The sequence below is a fragment of the Diplocloster agilis genome, from assembly GCF_019042275.1.
GTDB classification, from domain to species: Bacteria; Bacillota; Clostridia; order Lachnospirales; family Lachnospiraceae; genus Diplocloster; species Diplocloster agilis.
Genome location: NZ_JAHQCW010000018.1, coordinates 14,939 through 29,752 on the forward strand (window position 1 = coordinate 14,939; position 14,814 = coordinate 29,752).

Sequence of the window (14,814 nt, forward strand, 5' to 3'; positions counted from 1 at the left end):
AAAAAGAAAAAACTGCTCATCGGAAATGTAGAGCTTAAAAACAATTTGATTTTGGCACCAATGGCAGGGGTAACAGACCTGCCATTTCGATTGCTTTGCAAGGAGCAGGGCGCCGGTCTTCTGTGCATGGAGATGGTCAGCGCCAAAGCCATCTTCTATAAAAATAAAAACACGGAGAACCTGCTTCGGATCCATCCCGACGAGCCTCCGGTATCCCTACAGCTCTTCGGTTCCGATCCGGTGATCATAAGCGAGATGGCCAAAAAGATCGAACACCTGCCATTTTCCATCCTGGACATCAACATGGGCTGTCCGGTACCCAAAGTAGTCAACAACGGGGAGGGCTCCGCCCTGATGAAAAACCCCGCTCTCGTAGAGCAGATCTTAAGCCGCACGGTGAAAGCGATTCAAAAGCCGGTCACCGTGAAGATAAGAAAAGGTTTTGACGACGCCCATATAAACGCCGTGGAGATCGCCAAGATCGCGGAATCCTGCGGGGCCGCCGCCATCGCCGTCCACGGCCGCACCCGGGAACAATACTACTCCGGCAAAGCCGACTGGGATATCATCCGGCAGGTCAAAGAAGCCGTCCGCATCCCCGTCATCGGCAACGGCGATATTACCACCCCAGAGAGCGCCCTGCAGATGCAGAAGGAAACCAACTGCGACGCCCTTATGCTGGCTCGCGGAGTCCGCGGCAATCCCTGGCTCTTTCGCCAGATCCTCACCTTCCAGGAGACCGGCGTGACACTTCCCAAGCCTACCCAGGAAGAAATCAAAACCATGATCCTGCGACACGCAGCCCTGGCCTGTGAATACAAAGGCGAGAACACCGCCATCCGCGAAATGCGCAAACACGTGGCCTGGTACACTGCCGGAATCCCTCATTCCGCCGAGCTGCGCCGCCACTCTAACGACATGGAGACTCTGGACGACCTGAAACGTCTGTTGGCGTTCTGAACATTCTACACATATAATCCCCTCCGGACAAATATACTAGCAGTAATAAAACGATCCGGAGCATGATAGAATGACGAACGGCTATGCTTATACGTATCTGATAACGGCCGGGCAGAATCAGGATATCCCGGTCCCTGCTTATCTGGAATGGCTTCCGGGAAAGCTTGGGAATTATTTTCGGGAAAAATATCTATACAAAAAACTGCCGGTGCGAAAGGAACAGATGGAAGTTCTGCAAGTGGAAGGGCAGAAGCTGACCCTTCCCTATACATACGAGAGCTTGAAAAAATTTCCAAAGGAAGATATCACCAATATTTTAAACCGTATAATAATGCGGGAAGGCGTGCAAAATATCGTGGTGGAAAAAAAGCTGGAACCCTATCTGGACGATTCCCTGCTGATCGACGGCCGGCTGCTGCCCTATCTCATGATCCGGGAAGGGACGGAGTGGATCTGTAACAGGCACCATATTGACCGGAGAGGATTTCAGCCGGTGGTAGTGGACTCCGGGGACTCGGATACGGAATACGTGCTGGCGCAGATTGGACAGGACCTGAACTTTTTGACGATCTTAACCAGCCGGCCCGAATTCTTCGAAGAATATGTGGAACAGCTATACGCCCAGACCGGCCTGATGGCAAGCGTACTTACGAAACCGCTGTACGGACAGATCCAGGGTAATGTGGTATTGGACCTTAATAAGGCTGCGGACCGGGATTACCGCTACTATCCGCAGAACGCCATTGTGTTAGAACTGACCGGGATGGAGAAAAAGCGGCGGGATATTATGGCGAAACGGCGGGATATCACCTTTTACAACCGTTTTGATATCGCGGACCGGGATAAGATTATCGACAACCGTCTGCTGCAGGCGGCCCTTTGCGGGGAGTGTACCTGGATCAGCAAATGCGAACTGGAAAGCATGCGCCCGGAGGCGGAGGAGTTCCATCTGAAGATACGAAGGTTAAGTTCGGAAATGCGTTAAAACATTGGCTTGACAAGGGTTAGTCTATGGGCTATAATATCATGATTGTTAAAGTAAAATAAATGCAGTTGCGGAGCAAAAATCAACAAGTTAGATAGATACAGGAGGGTGTAGATTACGATGGAAGAAAAGAAGAACCTACTAACCTATGCAGGTCTTAAGAGCCTGGAAGAAGAGCTTCAGGACCTGAAGGTGGTGAAGCGTAAAGAAGTAGCGCAGAAAATCAAAGAGGCCAGAGAGCAGGGGGATTTGTCTGAGAACGCAGAATATGACGCAGCCAAGGACGAGCAGAGGGACATCGAGGCCAGAATTGAAGAGATTGAGAAAATCCTCAAAAACGCGGAAGTAGTCGTGGAAGACGAGGTGGATCTGGATAAGATCAACGTAGGATGTAAGGTGAAGGTCTACGACGTGGAGTACGAAGAAGAGATGGAGTTCAAGATCGTAGGTTCCACGGAGGCTAACAGCCTGGAAGGCAAGATCTCCAATGAGTCCCCGGTAGGAAAAGCGCTGCTCGGCGCTAAGGTTGGCGAGACGGTATCCGTGGAAGCCCAGGCCGGATGTATCCAATATAAAATATTAGAAATCCAGAGATCCAACTAAGGAGTGAAAAATTTTGGCTGAACAAAAGAATATACAGGAACAGGACATCAATCAGCTGCGGAAGATCCGCCGGGAAAAACTGGAAGAATTACAGACGAACGGAAAAGACCCGTTCCAGATCATGAAATATGATGTAACGCATCATAGCCAGGAAGTGAAAGAACATTATGAGACGCTGGAAGGCACGCAGGTATCGGTGGCGGGCCGCATTATGTCCAAGCGGGTAATGGGAAAAGCGTCTTTTTGTAATGTGCAGGATCTGAAAGGTAATATCCAGTCTTACGTAGCCAGGGACAGCATCGGGGAAGAGGCCTATAAAGATTTCAAGAAGTATGATATCGGAGATATTGTAGGGATCAAAGGGGAAGTCTTTACCACGAAGACCGGAGAGATCTCCATCCATGCGGCGGAAGTAACCCTTTTGTCCAAAAGCCTGCAGATTCTGCCGGAGAAGTTCCACGGGTTAAAGGACACGGATATCCGTTACCGCCAAAGATATGTGGATCTGATCATGAACCAGGAGGTCAAGGATACCTTTATCAAGCGGTCGAAGATTATCAGCACGATCCGCAGGTTCCTGGACGCCCAGGGATTCATGGAAGTGGAGACTCCCATGCTGGTATCCAATGCCGGCGGCGCGGCGGCCAGACCTTTCGAGACGCATTTTAACGCGCTGGATGAGGACTTAAAGCTTCGGATTTCCCTGGAACTCTATCTGAAGAGACTGATTGTGGGCGGGCTGGAGAGAGTCTACGAGATCGGAAGAGTATTCCGTAACGAGGGGCTGGACACCAGGCATAACCCGGAATTTACCCTGATGGAGTTATATCAGGCATACACGGACTACAATGGAATGATGGACCTGACGGAGAACCTGTACCGCTATGTGGCGCAGGAAGTGCTGGGCACCACGAAGATCGTTTATAACGGGGTCGAGATGGATCTGGGCAAGCCTTTTGAACGGATCACCATGGTCGACGCGGTTAAGAAATATGCGGGTATCGATTTTGACGAGATTAAGTCCGAGGAAGAGGCGAAGGCGCTGGCGAAAGAGCGGGGGATCGCTTTCGAAGCCCGCCATAAGAAGGGCGATATTTTAAGCTTGTTCTTCGAGGAGTACGTGGAGGAACACCTGATCCAGCCTACCTTTGTGATGGATCATCCGGTGGAGATTTCACCGCTCACCAAGAGAAAACCCGGCAACCCGGATTATGTGGAGCGTTTTGAGTTCTTCATGAACGGCTGGGAGATGGCCAACGCTTATTCCGAGTTAAACGACCCGATCGACCAGAGAGAACGGTTCCGGGCGCAGGAGGAACTGCTGGCCCAGGGCGATGAAGAGGCGAACCATACGGATGAGGATTTCCTGAACGCGCTGGAGATCGGTATGCCCCCTACAGGCGGGATTGGGTATGGGATTGACCGGATGTGTATGCTGATGACGGATTCTTCTGCGATCCGGGATGTATTGCTGTTCCCCACGATGAAGTCCTTAGATGGTGTAAAATCTAAAAATGATGTAAATACACAGGCTGTTAAAGAAGATTCTATATCAAAAGCAGAGCCGGAGAAGATTGATTTTTCAAAGGTAAAAATAGAGCCGTTATTTGAAGAAGATGTCGATTTTGAAACATTTTCAAAGTCAGATTTCAGAGCCGTAAAGGTACTTGAGTGTGAAGCAGTTCCGAAGTCTAAGAAACTGTTAAAGTTCGTTTTAGATGACGGTTCAGGCGAAAACAGAACGATTTTAAGCGGTATTCACGAGTACTATGAGCCGGAAGAACTTGTTGGAAAGACTTGTATCGCAATCACAAACTTACCTCCCCGTAAGATGATGGGCATTGATTCCTGCGGTATGCTGATTTCAGCAGTTCACGAAGAGGATGGCAGAGAAGGGCTTAACCTTTTGATGGTTGACAATAGAATACCGGCAGGTGCAAAACTGTACTAAAACGTGAAGCCCTTCGTTTGCTAACAAATTTATAGCAAATTTATAGCTAATGATGTAGGAATGTGTGCAGAGGTATAAAAATCGCATATTTTATAAAAGTTACAGCGACAATTTCGTAGAGGAGTTGTCGCTGTTTTTAAAACTTTGAACTTTAAGGAGAAGGTACATATATGAATATTTTTCAGATTGGAACGATTGTAGTTCTTGCAATATTTTATATGGTGTACATAGGAAAAATGCTTTCCCAAAGGAAAAAGGGAATCCAAACAGACCAGATAGCAAAAGGGAAAAAACATACATCGGTATTTCTCATCGAAGTAATTATGAAATGTGCAACTTACGGTATCGTACTTGTGCAGCTAATTAGTGTCATGATTGATTGGAACTGGATGCCGGCAGGTGTAAGATATATTGGATTTGTCATTGCATTACTTGGAGATGTGATCTTTTCAATATCCGTCCGGACAATGAAAGACAGTTGGAGAGCAGGAATTCCGGAGAATGATAAGACGGAAATGGTTACAGAGGGAATATATGCAATCAGTAGAAATCCTGCGTTTTTGGGATTTGACCTGATGTATATAGGAGTAATGCTGATATATTTCAATCCGATTATGATTGCTTTTACTGTATTTGCTGTCATAATGCTCCATTTGCAAATATTGAGCGAAGAAAAGTTTTTGCCGACAGTATTTGGGGATGAATATGAGGAATATAAAAAAACGGTATTTAGATATTTAGGCAGGAACTTCTCAAACCATATTAGCCGCCAAAAATGAAAAAACATTGATTTTGGCTAATAGAATCGATATAATATGGCGGGTTCCTATCTTTATAAAGATCAGGAAGATAAGTATGATTATGTGGCTGAAGTATTTGATACGTTGATTGTGAGGGATATACGGAAAAAATATAAGATAAGAAATACAGCTTATGGATAGAATTGTGGATTTTCTTATGGATAATGTATCGAATCTTTCCTCGGCACGTAACATTACAAATATCTTGGGAAGTCTGCATGAAAAGACAAATCATACAACAGTCGGCATGTATATGCAGTATCTTTGTAATGCTTTTGCGTTTTATAAAGTCAGAAGGTATGATATTAAGGGCAAAAAATATTTTTAAAAATAAATAAACGAGCCAGCTGGTTGCAAAGACGCCAGATGTCTCGTTTTTTGTCTTTCATAGATCCCGGCCTGCCCTGGCCTCAAATAAAAAAGCGGGGTTAAATTAAAAAATTCAAAAAGCCATCATATGCTGACCGCGGCATAAGGCTGCCGGAAAGAATCTTAGCTCAGATCGGCCATACATAAGAGGCCGATTTCGCTCTCTTCATTATCTACGGCATAACCCTGTTCACAACTTTTTCGTAAATCAGATATATTCGAAATTTAGAGAGTTAAACTTTGAGTGGGAAAATATTGGAAAGTATGATATATTATGAAGCGATGAGTGGTATTAGTATTCATAGGGTAGACGTAAGACAATGACAATCTCATATAAGGGACTATAAAAAATTTAGATTGACAAAAATTTGCAAAGAAAAGCTTGGATTGTAATATTGGAGATGTGTTAAGTTTAAATAAGGATAATGAATCTTAAATTTTCAAGTAGCTATAAATGTGTAATTGGGTAATTGATGTTTACCCAATTCAAAAAATGTTGGGGGGTATCTTATGCAGAACAATTTTTTGAAAAAGTAGGACGAATATTGGAGCAGGCTCGTTCTAATGCAAAAACTGCTGTATTTGTCGATGGTTTATGCTTATTATGAAATCGGAAAAAATATTATTGAAGAAGAGCAAAAGGGTAATGAAAGAGCCGATTACGGAAAATATATATTAAAGGGCTTGTCTGAGTATTTGACGGAAAATCATGGTAAAGGATTTTCGGTTGAAAATTTAAAGCTGATGCGTAGATTTTACAATGTATATTCAAAAGATATGATCGGAGAAACAGAGTTTACCCAATTCAAAAATCTGCCTGCAACGGATAACGGAAGAAAGTTTTTCCTAAGTTGGTCACATTACATTAAGTTGATGAGAATCGAAAATGTTGATGAAAGACATTTATATGAAATAGAAGCTGCTAGGAATGACTGGAGTCTTACGGAGTTTAAAAGGCAGTTTGATACTTCGTTGTATGAAAGGCTGGCACTTAGCCGGGATAAAGAAGGTGTGAAGAAATTATCTACAGAGGGACAGGTTATAGAAGAACCTCAGATTTGGTAAAAGACCCTTATGTGCTTGAGTTTTTAGGGCTGCCGGAATTAGTACAGTACTCAGAAACAGAGTTGGAGAAGCATATTATTGATAATTTGCAACAGTTTCTTCTTGAATTGGGTAAAGGTTTTACTTTCGCTGGCAGGCAGGTTCGATTAACATTTGAAGAAGAGCATTTTAGATGTGACCTTGTATTTTATAATCGTCTGTTGAAGTGTTTTGTATTGTTTGATTTGAAAATTGGTGAATTGAAGCATCAGGATATCGGGCAAATGCAGATGTATGTGAATTATTATGATAGAAAAGTAAAGTTGCCGGATGAGAATAAAACAATCGGTGTGATTTTGTGTAAAGATAAAAAGAAGTCTATTGTAGAAATGACTTTACCGGAAGATAACACACAGATTTTCGCAAGTAAATACCAGACGGTATTGCCAAGTAAAGAGGAGTTACAGAGACTCTTGAATGCTACCAACTAAATAGTGTCTCAGAGGTGGAAGGATGTATTTAATATGGTAGAAATTTCAAAACATGATTGGAAGTTGTTTCGGGAGAGAGTTCCGCAGTGGCAGGAGCGTTACATGGAGCGGCTGACAAAGGAATATATCGATCTGCTAAGTTCACCGGGAAATGCATCTGATCATTTCTGGGAACTTGAGAAAAGGATAAAACAGGACAAGAAGAATCCAGGTGTATTGATTGAAATGAGAAGATCAACTGCTATCTGGGATATAGCAATCTATGTTGGGAACAAAGTTATTACATTAGATGAGCTGGAGGGCTTCAGTGAGGATCTGATTGATGCGGTGAAGCTGATCTTAAGCAGATAGGTATTATTTATACTTTTAAAAACAGTTTGCATGTTATGAACGACGTATAGCATTCGAAAGGATTTAATTATGAATATACAGATTTTCGGTACAAAGAAGTGCAATGATACAAAAAAAGCGGAGCGTTTCTTCAAGGAGCGTGGCATCAAGTATCAGTTTATTGATATGAAAGAAAAGGGTATGAGCAAAGGAGAGTTTACTTCTGTTGCTCGGGCTAATGGCGGAATAGAAAAAATGATTAACTGGGAAGGCAAGGATCAGGATACGCTCGCATTGCTCAAGTACATTGCCGATGAGGATAAATTGGAGAAGATTCTGGAGAATCCTCAAGTGATCAGGACACCGGTTGTCAGAAACGGAAAGCAATCCACGCTAGGCTATCGGCCGGAAGTGTGGAAGGGATGGAGCTAACCAGGAAGTACTTCTGGCCCCAAGTTAAGCCGGCGGTGAATCTAACGTATCTCGGCAGGACGCAGCTGTATTAAGCGGTCGCGGGAATATATTTTATAAAAAAAATAAACGAGCCAGCTGGTTGCAAAGACGCCAGTTGGCTCGTTTTTTGTCTTTTCATAGATCCCGGCCTGCCCTGGCCTCAAATAAAAAAGCGGGGTTAAAATAAAAAATTCAAAAAGCCATCCCCCTCATAACTTCTCAGACACCTCATGGGCAATACGCTTTAAAGCAGCCAGGTTCCGCTCGTGATTCTTCCACATACGCGGCGCGGGACCGGATATGCTGATCGCGGCATAAGGCTGCCGGAAAGAATCGTAGATCAGATCCGCCATACATACGAGGCCGATTTCGCTCTCTTCATTATCGACGGCATAACCCTGTTCTCTGATTTTCTGGATTTCTGCAAACAGCGCGTTCCCAGAACTTATCGTTGTGTCGGTAAGCCGGGTAAACTCGGTCTCATTGATATACTCCTGAATGCGCTCATCGGAACACACGGACAGCAATACCTTTCCCGAGGCGGTGAGGTGAGCCGGCCTGCTGTAGCCGATATAAGAGCCCATCTGCAAAGAAGTATTGGTACTGACCACCTTGTCAATAAACACAATATTCAAACGGTCTTTCCATATAGAAATGTGGGCGGTTTCTTCCGCTTCGTTTGACAACCGTTCCAGATAAGGGTGCGCCAGCTGAATGATCCCGCAATCTTTCTCCACAATCTTACCCAGGGAAAAGAGCTTGAGGCCCAGCCGGTATCTGCCGGTTTCCATACGTGTAATATAATTTCGGCTTTCTAATGTATATAAAATTCGAAAAACTGTACTTTTCCCGATGCCGGACAAATCTACAATTTCATTAATTCCACTCTCAGGATTCTGCGCAATGATCTCTAATACAGTAAGCGTATTTGCCGCGGATTGAAGTAAATACCGGCTGTCATTTTCAGTCGCGTCCATGAAATCATCTCCTATTTTTTTAAATGTCTGTAATTATAAATATATCTGATTTACGAAAAAGTAGCAAGCTAATTGCGGAAATATATTGAAAAATGTCGCCTGGAGCGGTTCTTCCTCGGGTTTGGGTATGCCCGCTGCTTAAGGCAGGAATGCGTATCGGTGTCCCGGGATGCTCCGGGCAGCCGGATTCATTTGTGTTTCACGGGGAGCGCGGAGGGCTTGCGCTGGCACCCGCTAAGTGGAATCGAAAAGCCGGGTTCAGGAACCGCGCCTATTCACCAGGAACACCTGATGTGTTCCCGGTTCAGAGGCTCTTGCCCGTCGGACGTGAAGTCCGCCGGTCATCCTGAACCCGGCTTTCCGATTCCACTAAGCGGGAGCACAGTCGCCCTATGCGCTCCCGGGGAGACACAAATGAATCCGGCTGCCCGGTACATCCCGGGACACCGATACGCATTCCTGCCTTAAGCAGCGGGCGTACCCAAACCCGGGGAAGAACCCCTGGAGTGGATCTGCCCCTTTTTAGCAAGTTCACTCTCATTTTCCCCGGCAGCCGGAAATAAAATGAAGGGAGGCAATAAATAGAAGAAATAAATAGTTGAAATCTATCTAAGAATATGCTATTCTGAAACAAAAGATTCGAATAAAGAAATATAAATTCGCATAAAGAAATAATAAAAGAAAAAAGAATTTAAGGAGGATAAAACGGATGAAAAAAATTGTAGCCATTAACCTGGGTTCTACGTCGACGAAAATTGCCTATTATGAAGATGAGAACTGTGTCTTCAAAGACAATATTAAGCATAGCCCGGAGGAACTGAATGATTTTGCGACGATCTGGGATCAGCAGGATTACCGGACGGAGAAGATCGTAAACTATCTGAATGAAAAAGGGATTCACATTTCCGGCCTGGATGCGGTCGTGACCCGCGGAGGACATACGGAGCCGATCGTGGGCGGGGTATACCGGGTCAGTGAAAAAATGCTGGAACAGTCCGGCAGCGAAAAATACGGGAATCACGCCACGGATGTGGGCCTTCGCATCGTCAAGGAATTTTCAAAACAAGGCCCCCAGGCCTTTACCGTAGATCCTCCCACGACGGATGAGTTTGAACCGCTGGCCCGTTACAGCGGTATTCCCTTTATAGAGAGACGCAGCAGCTTCCATGTATTGAACCACAGGGCGGCCGGCATGCAGTACGCCAAAGATATCGGGAAAAACTATGAGGATTTGAATCTGGTCGTAGTCCATATGGGCGGCGGGATCAGCATCGCGGCTCATAAAAAGGGAAAATTGGTAGACGCGAACAATGCCATCGACGGCGACGGTCCGTTCTCAACGAACCGGTGCTGCACGGTGCCCATCGGCGATTTGATCAAGCTGTGTTATTCCGGGGATTATACCTATCCAAAGATCCGCAAATTAATCAACGGGCAATCCGGCCTGATGGGCTATGTGGGGGAAAATGACGCCAAAATAGTACAGGACCGGGCATTGGCCGGCGATGCGAAGTGCAAAGAGGTCATGGAAGCCATGTGTTACCAGATCGCAAAAGAAATTGGCGCGGATGCCACCGTCCTGAAGGGGAAAGTAGACGCGATCGTATTTACCGGAGGGATGGCCTATTCGGACTGGATCGTGGGAATGGTTTCCGACTATGTCGGTTATATTGCGCCCATAGCGGTATATCCGGGCGAATATGAGATGCAGTCTCTGGCTTTGAATACATTAGCTGCGTTAAACGGTGAAAAAGAAATTAGAGAATTAAAATAGGGGGCGTCGTTATGTTTCATAATTTTAAAGAAGTTGAAAAGTATATTTTAGACCAGGGGATAAAAAAGCGTCTGGCGTTAGCCAATGCCCATGATGAGGATGCATTGGAGGCAGTCGTCATGGCCGTAAGAAAAGGGGTCGCAGATGCAACTCTCATCGGGGTATCGGAAAAAATACTGGCTATCCTGGATAAACTGGGGGAGGATTCTGCCAGGTATGAGATCATCGACTGCAAAAATGAGAGAGAGGCGGGACAAATGGCCTGCCAGATGGTAAAGGAGCAGAAAGCGGATATGCCCATGAAAGGCTTAATGCAGACCGCCACCTTTATGAGATGCATTCTGGATAAAGAAAGATATGGTTTCGTTCCCGAGGGCTCCCTGTTAAGCCAGGCGACCGTGATGGAGTATGAGGACCGCCTGATGATCGTCACTGACTGCGCGGTGAACGTATCGCCGGATTATAATGATAAAGTGAAGCTTGTTAAGAACGCGGTGAAATTGGCAGGGAAGCTGCGCATCGATTGTCCGAAGGTAGCTGTGGTGGCGCCTGTCGAGACCGTGAATCCCAAGATGCCCGCCACGGTAGACGCGGCGCTTTTGAGCAAAGCTGCCGAACGGGGACAGATCAAAGGCTGTATCATCGACGGGCCTTTGGGAATGGATAACGCCATATCGGAAGAGGCAGCCAGGCACAAGGGAATTCACAGCCCGGTGGCCGGCCATCCGGATATTATCCTCATGCCGGATCTGTGCGCCGGAAATATATTTACAAAAACCATTTATTACTTCGCGCATCTTATATCGGCAGGGACGCTGACAGGTACTTCCTGTCCGGTGGTTATGACCAGCCGGACGGATTCTCCGGAAGATAAATTTAATTCCATATTAATCGCGATTATGCAGTGCTGATAAGACCGATTTCAAGGCCGGGTTTTTACCCGGTCTTTTTTTGTGAAAAAGAGCATAGAGTATCCCAGGCGCAACTGTTATATTTGACTTAAAAACGATATAATTCTCTATACGAATTAAAAAATCAACAAATGAAACGCCTGAATCTTGTAAAAATTATCTAATGACATATTTTACCTATTATATTATAATAACCATAAGTTCAAATAACGAAGTTAAAATTCGTATAAAGAAATAAAGGAGGCAATAAAAATGCACAAGGTGAAATTTTACGGAATAGGGGGGCAAGGCGCGGTTACAGCTGCCAAGATTTTATCCATAGCTGTATCACTGCATCAGAATGAGTACGCAATTACGGTTCCTGCCTATGGTCATGAACGAAGGGGAGCTCCGGTGTTTGCGCACATTATTGTGGATGATAAACCCGTTTTGCTGAATTGCTATGTGTACGAACCGGATATCGTAGTTGTATTTGATGAAAACCTGATCGATATGGGTGTGAATGTGGGCGAAGGCTGTACGGAAGATACGGTATTGGTCATCAATTCAGGCAATGAGGAAATGATTCAGCGCTACAAAGATACATATGGATTTAAAAAAGTATACGCATGTAATGCGACGGAAGCGGCCATGAAAAATATCGGATTAAACATACCGAACAGTGCAATGCTGGGAGCCCTGGCTCATAGCGGCGTGGTTGAGATCGAGGCGGTCATCAGCGCCGTAACGGAAAGTTTTGGAAAGGTTGGTGAAAAGAATGGAAAAGCAGCAAAATATGCCTACGAACACACCCGCGAAGCGTAGAGTACTGGGACCCTGCTCCCACATTTTGGTAGCGGCGAATACCGGAAGCTGGCGAATGGAACGGCCGCAGGTAGACGAAGAAGCCTGCATCCGCTGCGGTATCTGCTCGAAGTACTGTCCTACCGCATGTATCACGGTTAACAAAGAGGGGTGTCCTCTGGAATTCGACTGGCATTACTGTAAGGGCTGCGGTATCTGCGCAAATGAGTGCCCGCGGCAGGCATTGTCCATGATACCGGAAGGGAGTGGTGAATAATGGGAATTAAAATGTTTGACGGCAATGGCGCCGCGGTGGAAGCGATCCGTCTGGCCCGTCCGGGAGTGATAGCGGCTTATCCGATCACCCCCCAGAGTTCCATTGCGGAGCATCTGGCGGACGCGGTGGCGGAAGGGGCGATTAAAGCAGAATATATCCGTGTGGAATCCGAGCATTCCGCCATGTCTATTTCTATCGGAGCGCAGCTGACCGGTGTCCGGGTGGCGACAGCCACCGCTTCCGTAGGTCTGGCGCTGATGCATGAAGTATGCGGCGTAGCGGCCGGATGCCGTGTACCCATCGTGATGCCGGTGGTGAACCGTTCGCTGGTGGCTCCCTGGTCTTTGTGGTGCGATCACTCCGACACGATGGCGGAGAGGGATACGGGCTGGCTTCAATTCTACGCATCCACGGTACAGGAAATTCTGGATCTGCAGCTTTGCGCGTACCGGATCAGCGAACATGAAGATGTGATGATCCCCTCGATGGTCTGTTTCGATGGATTTTATCTGTCCCATTCCATGCAGAGAGTGGATACCCCGTCTGATGAAGAGGCATGGGACTTTGTGAAACCGTATGTGAAGAAAAATATGTACCTGGATACGAAGGATGTGATGTTTATCAATGATTTGTGTCCAACCGTCGAGCATACGGAGATGAAATATCAGCAGATGATGGGCTTTCAGAGTGCGGCTCAGGTATCGGATGAGATATTTGAGGAATATGAGAAACGGTTTGGCAGAAAACTTCAGCAGGTGGAAGCCTACCGCCTGGAGGACGCTGAGGTGGCTGTGGTGACGATCGGTTCCATGTCCGGCACCGGAAAATATGTAGTGGAGCAGCTGAGAGAAAAAGGGATAAAGGCCGGTCTTCTGAGAATCTGCATGTTCCGTCCGTTCCCGGACCGGAAGATCCATGAAGCCCTGAAGAATATTCCGGTAATCGGCGTAATCGACCGATCCTGCGGTCTGGGCGGCGCCCAGGGCCCGGTTTGTTCGGAAGTAAAAGCGGCGATGTACGGTGAGAGTTCGAAGATTTACGGTTATATCGGCGGGATTGCCGGACGTGATATATCAGACGGTTCCTTTAGGAAGATTTTTAATGAGCTTCTAAAGATCAAAGATGGGAAAGCCGATACGGTTTCTACCTGGTTTGACGTAGAAGAGAATGCCATGAATATAAGGGAGGTGGAGACAAATGCTAACGTATAATACGCAGCCAAAGGGCTCGGTTTCACAGGGCATCAATACCTGTCAGGGCTGTATGATTGATGTCATATTCAGAAATGTCCTGGAGATTATGGGTGAAGATACGGTACTGGTGATCCCTCCGGGATGTTCCGCACAGTTTTCCGGCTGCGGTCCCGAGGCCTCCGTTACGGTACCCGGTATTCAGGGAAATCTGGAGAATTCCGCGGCGATCGCCGCCGGAATCGCCGCCGGATTCAAATATCAGGGAAATGACCATACACAGGTCGTGGCCATCGCCGGCGACGGCGCAACCGTAGATATCGGGCTTCAGTCCCTGAGCGGAGCCATGGAACGTAATGATAACATTCTGTATATCTGTTATGATAATGAAGCGTATATGAACACCGGCATTCAGGGGAGCAGTTCGACGCCTCTTGCGGCAAGCACCACAACGACTCCGGCCGGAAAGCCTGTCAACAGCAAGGATCTGATGCAGATCGTGATGGCTCATCATGTACCGTACGCGGCTTCCGCCTCCATCGCCAACCTGCCGGATCTTCGGAAAAAGGTAAAGAAAGCAAAAGAGATCAAAGGGTGCCGGGTTCTGCATATTATGAGCCCTTGTCCTACCGGCTGGGGATATAAAATGTCCAAAACCGTGGAGGTCGCCCGGGAAGCCATACAAAACGGGGCCTGGGTCCTTATGGAATATGAGGACGGTAAAGTAAAGCTGGGTAAAAAGCCTTCTCAATTAGGTGATGTTGAAAAGTACTTCTCCATGCAGAAGAGGTTCAAAGGGGTAACGCCAGAGGAGAAGGATGAAGTCGGCAGGCATCTCATCGAGAGATACGAGTACCTGGAAAAGCTGGCGGCACTTTAAACGATTCGGAGGGTTTTAAGTATAGGAGGAGGCTCA

General features: G+C 46.4%; 14 protein-coding genes and 1 pseudogene. 14 read left to right on the forward strand and 1 reads right to left on the reverse strand.

The features are described from left to right. Positions 1-12 precede the first annotated feature (12 nt). The 8 genes and pseudogenes from dusB to KTH89_RS11790 all read left to right on the forward strand — a co-directional run bounded on the left by dusB (position 13) and on the right by KTH89_RS11790 (position 7,965). Positions 13-960 carry a tRNA dihydrouridine synthase DusB gene (gene dusB, locus KTH89_RS11755; RefSeq protein ID WP_275061788.1) on the forward strand — a complete coding sequence of 316 codons (948 nt, stop codon included), beginning with the start codon at positions 13-15 and terminating at the stop codon, positions 958-960. A 70-nt stretch (positions 961-1,030) separates the two neighbouring features. Next, positions 1,031-1,945, forward strand: coding sequence for a hypothetical protein (locus KTH89_RS11760; RefSeq protein WP_158344937.1), 915 nt, complete (start codon positions 1,031-1,033; stop codon positions 1,943-1,945). 120 nt (positions 1,946-2,065) lie between these two features. Continuing rightward, the gene (greA, locus tag KTH89_RS11765; RefSeq protein ID WP_158344939.1) at positions 2,066-2,548 is read left to right on the forward strand and encodes a transcription elongation factor GreA; all 483 of its coding nucleotides are present in this window, start codon (positions 2,066-2,068) and stop codon (positions 2,546-2,548) included. Positions 2,549-2,558: 10 nt separating this feature from the next. Further along, the gene (gene lysS, locus KTH89_RS11770; RefSeq protein WP_238721884.1) at positions 2,559-4,499 is read left to right on the forward strand and encodes a lysine--tRNA ligase; all 1,941 of its coding nucleotides are present in this window, start codon (positions 2,559-2,561) and stop codon (positions 4,497-4,499) included. A 170-nt stretch (positions 4,500-4,669) separates the two neighbouring features. Then, positions 4,670-5,278 carry a methyltransferase family protein gene (locus KTH89_RS11775; protein WP_238721839.1) on the forward strand — a complete coding sequence of 203 codons (609 nt, stop codon included), beginning with the start codon at positions 4,670-4,672 and terminating at the stop codon, positions 5,276-5,278. A gap of 863 nt (positions 5,279-6,141) precedes the next feature. Then, positions 6,142-7,203, forward strand: a pseudogene (locus KTH89_RS25220) (PDDEXK nuclease domain-containing protein). Between the two features lie 33 nt (positions 7,204-7,236). Next, positions 7,237-7,554 (forward strand): multidrug transporter, encoded by a 318-nt coding sequence (locus tag KTH89_RS11785; RefSeq protein ID WP_238721840.1) that lies wholly within the window; start codon positions 7,237-7,239, stop codon positions 7,552-7,554. A gap of 69 nt (positions 7,555-7,623) precedes the next feature. Beyond that, positions 7,624-7,965: an arsenate reductase family protein gene (locus KTH89_RS11790; RefSeq protein WP_238721841.1), complete on the forward strand. Its 342-nt coding sequence runs from the start codon at positions 7,624-7,626 to the stop codon at positions 7,963-7,965. Positions 7,966-8,195: 230 nt separating this feature from the next. Here KTH89_RS11790 and KTH89_RS11795 read toward each other — a convergent pair whose 3' ends face one another. Further along, the gene (locus KTH89_RS11795; protein ID WP_238721842.1) at positions 8,196-8,963 is read right to left on the reverse strand and encodes an IclR family transcriptional regulator; all 768 of its coding nucleotides are present in this window, start codon (positions 8,961-8,963) and stop codon (positions 8,196-8,198) included. A gap of 709 nt (positions 8,964-9,672) precedes the next feature. Here KTH89_RS11795 and buk point away from each other — a divergent pair. The 6 genes from buk (at position 9,673) to KTH89_RS11825 (ending at position 14,778) form a co-directional block, all read left to right on the forward strand. After that, a complete protein-coding gene (gene buk, locus KTH89_RS11800; RefSeq protein ID WP_158347531.1) occupies positions 9,673-10,737 on the forward strand; it encodes a butyrate kinase in 1,065 nt (354 codons plus the stop codon). Positions 10,738-10,748: 11 nt separating this feature from the next. Beyond that, positions 10,749-11,648, forward strand: coding sequence for a phosphate acyltransferase (locus KTH89_RS11805; protein WP_238721843.1), 900 nt, complete (start codon positions 10,749-10,751; stop codon positions 11,646-11,648). A gap of 252 nt (positions 11,649-11,900) precedes the next feature. Further along, on the forward strand, positions 11,901-12,452 hold the full coding sequence (locus KTH89_RS11810; protein WP_158347527.1) for a 2-oxoacid:acceptor oxidoreductase family protein: 552 nt from the start codon (positions 11,901-11,903) through the stop codon (positions 12,450-12,452). 55 nt (positions 12,453-12,507) lie between these two features. After that, positions 12,508-12,708 carry a 4Fe-4S binding protein gene (locus KTH89_RS11815; RefSeq protein WP_317251469.1) on the forward strand — a complete coding sequence of 67 codons (201 nt, stop codon included), beginning with the start codon at positions 12,508-12,510 and terminating at the stop codon, positions 12,706-12,708. Beyond that, the gene (gene porA / locus KTH89_RS11820) at positions 12,708-13,919 is read left to right on the forward strand and encodes a pyruvate ferredoxin oxidoreductase (RefSeq protein ID WP_238721844.1); all 1,212 of its coding nucleotides are present in this window, start codon (positions 12,708-12,710) and stop codon (positions 13,917-13,919) included. The genes KTH89_RS11815 and porA overlap by 1 nt, the downstream gene beginning before the upstream one ends. Further along, the gene (locus tag KTH89_RS11825; RefSeq protein WP_238721845.1) at positions 13,906-14,778 is read left to right on the forward strand and encodes a thiamine pyrophosphate-dependent enzyme; all 873 of its coding nucleotides are present in this window, start codon (positions 13,906-13,908) and stop codon (positions 14,776-14,778) included. The genes porA and KTH89_RS11825 overlap by 14 nt, the downstream gene beginning before the upstream one ends. Positions 14,779-14,814 lie beyond the last annotated feature (36 nt).

Excerpts from the sequence above, each read along its gene's own strand:
- KTH89_RS11760 (WP_158344937.1), top strand. The coding sequence starts at position 1,031 with ATGACGAACGGCTATGCTTATACGTATCTGATAACGGCCGGGCAGAAT.
- greA (WP_158344939.1), top strand. The coding sequence starts at position 2,066 with ATGGAAGAAAAGAAGAACCTACTAACCTATGCAGGTCTTAAGAGCCTG.
- KTH89_RS11775 (WP_238721839.1), top strand. The coding sequence starts at position 4,670 with ATGAATATTTTTCAGATTGGAACGATTGTAGTTCTTGCAATATTTTAT.
- KTH89_RS11785 (WP_238721840.1), top strand. The coding sequence starts at position 7,237 with ATGGTAGAAATTTCAAAACATGATTGGAAGTTGTTTCGGGAGAGAGTT.
- KTH89_RS11790 (WP_238721841.1), top strand. The coding sequence starts at position 7,624 with ATGAATATACAGATTTTCGGTACAAAGAAGTGCAATGATACAAAAAAA.
- KTH89_RS11795 (WP_238721842.1), bottom strand. The coding sequence starts at position 8,963 with ATGGACGCGACTGAAAATGACAGCCGGTATTTACTTCAATCCGCGGCA.
- buk (WP_158347531.1), top strand. The coding sequence starts at position 9,673 with ATGAAAAAAATTGTAGCCATTAACCTGGGTTCTACGTCGACGAAAATT.
- KTH89_RS11805 (WP_238721843.1), top strand. The coding sequence starts at position 10,749 with ATGTTTCATAATTTTAAAGAAGTTGAAAAGTATATTTTAGACCAGGGG.
- KTH89_RS11810 (WP_158347527.1), top strand. The coding sequence starts at position 11,901 with ATGCACAAGGTGAAATTTTACGGAATAGGGGGGCAAGGCGCGGTTACA.
- KTH89_RS11815 (WP_317251469.1), top strand. The coding sequence starts at position 12,508 with ATGGAACGGCCGCAGGTAGACGAAGAAGCCTGCATCCGCTGCGGTATC.
- porA (WP_238721844.1), top strand. The coding sequence starts at position 12,708 with ATGGGAATTAAAATGTTTGACGGCAATGGCGCCGCGGTGGAAGCGATC.
- KTH89_RS11825 (WP_238721845.1), top strand. The coding sequence starts at position 13,906 with ATGCTAACGTATAATACGCAGCCAAAGGGCTCGGTTTCACAGGGCATC.